This window comes from Xenorhabdus sp. PR6a (genome assembly GCF_028599065.1).
Taxonomy (GTDB): domain Bacteria; phylum Pseudomonadota; class Gammaproteobacteria; order Enterobacterales; family Enterobacteriaceae; genus Xenorhabdus; species Xenorhabdus doucetiae.
The window spans coordinates 1-5,145 of sequence record NZ_JAQRFJ010000107.1; the positions used below are offsets into that span (position 1 = coordinate 1).

6 protein-coding genes are annotated in these 5,145 nt (G+C 33.0%); all 6 read left to right on the top strand.

Annotation, left to right across the window (positions count from 1 at the left end; all coding sequences use genetic code 11):
• Nucleotides 1-459: 459 nt before the first annotated feature.
• Nucleotides 460-1,617 (top strand): iron-containing alcohol dehydrogenase, encoded by a 1,158-nt coding sequence (locus PSI15_RS17030; RefSeq protein ID WP_273584563.1) that lies wholly within the window; start codon nt 460-462, stop codon nt 1,615-1,617.
• On the top strand, nt 1,617-2,630 hold the full coding sequence (locus PSI15_RS17035; RefSeq protein ID WP_273584564.1) for a zinc-dependent alcohol dehydrogenase: 1,014 nt from the start codon (nt 1,617-1,619) through the stop codon (nt 2,628-2,630). The genes PSI15_RS17030 and PSI15_RS17035 overlap by 1 nt, the downstream gene beginning before the upstream one ends.
• Entirely contained in the window at nt 2,627-3,259 is a 633-nt protein-coding gene (locus PSI15_RS17040; protein ID WP_273584565.1) for a hypothetical protein, read from the top strand. Before PSI15_RS17035 ends, PSI15_RS17040 begins: the two co-directional genes overlap by 4 nt.
• Entirely contained in the window at nt 3,222-3,695 is a 474-nt protein-coding gene (locus PSI15_RS17045) for an Asd/ArgC dimerization domain-containing protein (protein WP_052705642.1), read from the top strand. Before PSI15_RS17040 ends, PSI15_RS17045 begins: the two co-directional genes overlap by 38 nt.
• Nucleotides 3,685-4,623, top strand: a complete 939-nt coding sequence (locus PSI15_RS17050) for an NAD(P)-dependent oxidoreductase (RefSeq protein WP_273584566.1) — start codon at nt 3,685-3,687, stop codon at nt 4,621-4,623. The genes PSI15_RS17045 and PSI15_RS17050 overlap by 11 nt, the downstream gene beginning before the upstream one ends.
• 54 nt (nt 4,624-4,677) lie before the next feature.
• A partial coding sequence (locus tag PSI15_RS17055) for an isocitrate lyase/phosphoenolpyruvate mutase family protein (RefSeq protein WP_273584567.1) occupies nt 4,678-5,145 on the top strand: 468 nt, incomplete at its 3' end.

A 5,145-nucleotide genomic window follows, 5' to 3' on the forward strand; every position in this document is an offset into this window, starting at 1 on the left:
TGTGAATACAATATGAGTATAAAAATCTTCTTTACTTTTCAAATTACAGTGTTACTCGTTACATTGTTTTTTATCCTGGTAGAATCATAAACCTATTGGGTGTATTAAAATAAAACAAAACAAAAAATGAAAAACAAAAATAAAAATCACAAAGTAACATATTGATTTTTTCAAAAAAAACATTGAAACAAAAAATTCAAGATGATATAACATAATAAAAACAACACCTGAATAAATATCAATTATAATAAAAAATATCACTTATCAAGCAACAAGATTATTTGTTTATGTAAAACAAATTTTTACAAACAAAAAATGAAACATCGTACCACTGACAATAAATATTTGCTCTTTTATTTTAAAATTAACAATTAAAATAAAAAATAACTCTTCATTAATAATTATTATCCATGACAACTAATTTTATTTTCACTAACATTAAAAATTATGAGAACAAGCATGAATACAATATCAAAAAACAATTTCGGCATATCATTTAGCTTGCCAACAAAAATAATTCTTGAAAGACACTCGTTAGAGAAATTATTCCTCTACCTCAAAGAAAATAAACTTACCAAAACATTATTAATTATCTCGCAAGGCGCATTAGAAAGATCACCAATCCTGATAAAATTATTTAAAAAAATCAACACAATAACAGAAATTAAAATAATTCCTTATATTATTAAAAGTCATACTAAAGCATCAACTGAAGAATTGCTAAGGATAAAAAAACGGTTATCCTGTGAAAATTTTGATTCCCTAATTTCGGTAGGTGGAGGCAACATCCTTGATTTAGGTAAAGCTGCTTCAATCTGTATCGATGAATCGGTACAATTTGCAACCTTAGTCGGTAGTACCTTTGAACACGTGAACAAAAAGTTATTTCATATCGCGGTTCCCACCACATTTGGAACAGGTTCAGAGGTAACCAAAGGAGCAATAATTCTAGACAGCAGCAATGGTAATAAAGATGGCATCCGAGGAACAGCTATTTTTCCAGACATTGCTCTGATTGACTCTACTTTGGGTCACACATTGCCTGATAATATTTTATGCGAAACGATATTCGATAGTTTTACTCATGCTTTTGAAGCCATTCAAGCCGTGAAACAAAACAGATTTATTGAATTACTTGCCTTAGAATCACTATCTTTAGTTAATAATGTTGTAGATAAATATTCCAAAGGCAATATTGACGATCAATTTTACGATGATATCGCCTATATTGCTTTACTAGGAGGCATCTGCGTCTGCCACAACAGTACTTGTTTACCTCATCGATTTGAACAAGCCTTATCTCCTATATATAAATTATCTCATGGTGCTGGTTTGGCCGCATTTTATCCAGAGTGGATCAAATTCTTGATTGAACACCATGTTGAAAAACCTTTACCAAACGATATCACGCAAGGTATGCCACTAAATGAATACGTTGAAAAAATACTCATTAAATTAAAATTAAATACCTTAATAGATACATTAAAAACGTTAGATATAACCCCAAAAAATATTTCAAAAAGGATAAAAGGCAATATTACCAATGATCCTTTAGTAAATAAAATAGGTAACGAGGCAATAAATTTATTGGCTATTAATTACTTAGGAAAAAGATAATGAATTATTCTTTAATATGCATGAAAAAAGGCTATCAATTTTATCAGAAAGAATCTCCATTGGAACTCAAACCTGATTTTTTATTACTGGAAATTCAACAAGCAACTATTTGTGGTTCAGATTATATGGTTCTCCACGGAAATCACCCTTACAAACAATATCCAGCTATTCTTGGTCATGAGTTTGTTGGAAAAATAATAAATACCAACAGTACTTCAAGATTCAAAGAAAAACAATTTGTCACAGCACTATCTTATGGTTATTGTGGTCATTGTAAATTCTATCAGATTAAACGTTATAACCACTGTTTAAAAAAGATCACTTATAATACTGCCGGTAGCGGTGGAGCATTTTCTAAACATATGGTTGTTCATCATAGTTCATTAGTGCCTCTTCCTGATAATTCGGATTCAGATTCACATTTATTCGTTCTCGCTGAACCTCTCAGCATTGTTATACATGCACTTAACAAAGTTAGCATTGTTCCTACGACAAAAATACTAATTATTGGTGCAGGAGCAATAGGTCAGCTAAGTGCCCTTGTCTGCCAAGAAACTTACAGTGCCTATGAGATAATTTTCGTAGAAAAAAATCCGGCCAGACGGGATTTTGTTGCCGGACTTGGATTCATCACAATTGATGACTACTCTGCATTAACAGAAAATCATTTTGATATAATGATTGTCGCAGGGGGAAATCAATTGAATTTCAGCCAAATTCTCAATCTAATGGCCATTGGCAGCACGATATTGTTAATTTCTTATTTTGACACTATTAGCCAATTTGACATGAATGTTATTGTACGCAAGGAATTAAAAGTCAGTGGTTCATTCCTAAGTACCCCCGGTGATTTACAGCAAGCTGTTGGTATGCTGAATAGCGCTACAACCATGCACTCACAGTTAGAAAAAATAATTACTATCAAAATTCATTTCAATGAACTTAAAGATTACATGCTCAATGGAAATTCAAACGGAAAAGTATTAATCGAGTCAATAGGAAATTTAGAATGAAAATTACAGCATTTGTTATTGGTGCAACAGGCTGGACTGGATGTGAAGTTATTAGATTGTTAACGTTTCATCCCTGCGTGAAAGAAATCTATCCCATCTCTCGAGAAGCGAATATAGATCTTGAATCGTTACATCCTAATCTGATCGGTATTGCTAAGAAAACATATACACTAGAAGAAATACAACATGTAGAGCCTGATGTCATATTCCTTTGCTTACCATCTGGTGAATCACATGCTATGGCCCTTGCTTTCAGCTATAGCAATGCAAAAATCATTGATTTAGGTGCTGATTTCCGCTTTACAGATCCTGCTCATTTTGAAGAAATTTATGGAATACCACATGAAGCAAAGGAATTACAAGAGAAATTCACTTACGGTTATATTGAAGAATACCGGGAACTTATCAAAAAAAGTCACTATATCGCTAATCCTGGATGTTATGTTAATGCAGCTTTATGTGGTCTTATTCCTTTGATCAAAGAAAATATAATAAATACCGACACAATTTTTATTAGTGCCGTTAACGGGACTTCAGGAGCTGGAAACCATTACAAAAAAGAATTACTTCATTATAATTCAGTTTGGCAACATGCTGGCCTATTCCCTCAATGGCCATCGCCATACTGATGAAATAGAAAATATTATTAAAGAGACCACAGGAAAACAGGCAAATATTTCCTTAATCACTTCACATGGAAATTTTGTTAGAGGTATTTTCATGGTACAAGCCATGAAGTTGAATACGGAAATAACACATGACAGACTACAGATTCTGAAATATTTACAATCCTATTATCAATCAAATGAGTTTGTGTCTATTATTGGGTTAAATCGAGGTTCTCAAGGTATTGAAAAAGATTACAGCATTTATCCTCAACTTACTAAAGTCATTGGTTCAAACTCCTGCCATATATCTATTGATATCGTTCCAAAAACTGGTGAATTACGTATTGTCAGCGTCATCGATAATTTAGTCAAAGGTGCAGCAGGAACTGCCATTCAAAATATGAATCTTATGCTAAACATCAAAGAATCCACAGGATTAACACGCTATGGCCTCTAAATTAAAAATCCTTATTGTAGATCCTATTCATATAAAATTGAAAAATTATATGGAGAGGAACTTTACCATTACGGTAAAACATCCCATTACACAACAAGAATTAATAAATTGTATTAAAAAATACGATATCTTAGTACTCCGCAGTGGGGCACAAGTAAACAACCAATTTCTTGAACAAGCAAAGCACCTGCGGGCGATTATACGTGCAGGGACAGGTATCGATAATATTGATCTACAGGCTTTAAGTAAAACAGATATACTTTTTTACAACACACCGAGTACTAATTCTAGAGCTGTAGCAGAACTCAGTTTTAGCTTAATGCATTGTCTTTTTCGTCATATAAAACGAGCAAGTACAGAAATAGAATCCAACATTTGGAATAAAAAACTACTGATGGGTTTTGAGCTGAAAAATAAAAATCTAGGCCTGATCGGTTTTGGCAGTATAGGACAAGAAATTGCACGCATTGCCAAAGGATATGATATGCAGGTTTCCTGTACAGTTTCTCATTACACCGCAGAACGTGCAGCGGATATGAAAAAAAAAGATATCACTTTATTTGATGATCTTAATGTTTTGATGGCATTCAACGACATATTGGTCGTCTGTTGTCCATACACTGAATCGACAAAAAATCTGCTAAATAAAAATAACCTATGCCATTTGCAACCAACATCAATTTTGATCAATGTTGCCAGAGGAGGTGTGGTTTCTGAACAAGATCTTTATCAGTCACTGGCTAATAGAGATATTTATGGCGCAGCCAGTGATGTTTTCGAATATGAAAGACAATTCTCGCCATTATTCACTTTAGATAATTTTATTGGCACGCCACACATTGGTGCAATGACAAATGAATCACAAGAAAAAATTGCTGATTTAATTATCCGATTTCTAGAAGAAAAACTTCTGAAAGAAGTATATTAGTTAATAATTATTAAATGTGAAACAGAAATAGATTATAATCTAGGAGTTGTAATAATGAATATTCAAGAAAGATTAAAAAACAAAATACAAACACAATTTATGGAAGCACATAATGGATTAAGTGCAAAAATTGTCGAACAGGCTGGCTTTGAAGCTATTTGGGCATCGGGACTTTCTATTAGCGCTTCAATGGGGCTTTCTGATCGTAATGAAGCATCGTGGACGCAAGTGCTCAGCGCATTGGAGCAAATGTCAGACAATGTTGATATTCCAATATTAGTCGACGGTGATTCAGGGTTTGGTAATTACCTAAATGTAATACGCCTTGTAAAAAAACTCAATCAAATTTCTATTAATGCCCTGTGTATTGAAGATAAACTTTTCCCCAAAATAAATTCTTTCATCGGTGAAAAACAAGAACTAGCACCTATTGAGGAATTTTGCAACAAAATAAAAGCAGCCAAGGATACAGGGGGAAGTAATTTTACTCTGGTCGCTAGAGTAGAGGCGTTAATTTCTGGT

Excerpts from the sequence above, each read along its gene's own strand:
- PSI15_RS17030 (WP_273584563.1), top strand. The coding sequence starts at position 460 with ATGAATACAATATCAAAAAACAATTTCGGCATATCATTTAGCTTGCCA.
- PSI15_RS17035 (WP_273584564.1), top strand. The coding sequence starts at position 1,617 with ATGAATTATTCTTTAATATGCATGAAAAAAGGCTATCAATTTTATCAG.
- PSI15_RS17040 (WP_273584565.1), top strand. The coding sequence starts at position 2,627 with ATGAAAATTACAGCATTTGTTATTGGTGCAACAGGCTGGACTGGATGT.
- PSI15_RS17045 (WP_052705642.1), top strand. The coding sequence starts at position 3,222 with ATGCTGGCCTATTCCCTCAATGGCCATCGCCATACTGATGAAATAGAA.
- PSI15_RS17050 (WP_273584566.1), top strand. The coding sequence starts at position 3,685 with ATGGCCTCTAAATTAAAAATCCTTATTGTAGATCCTATTCATATAAAA.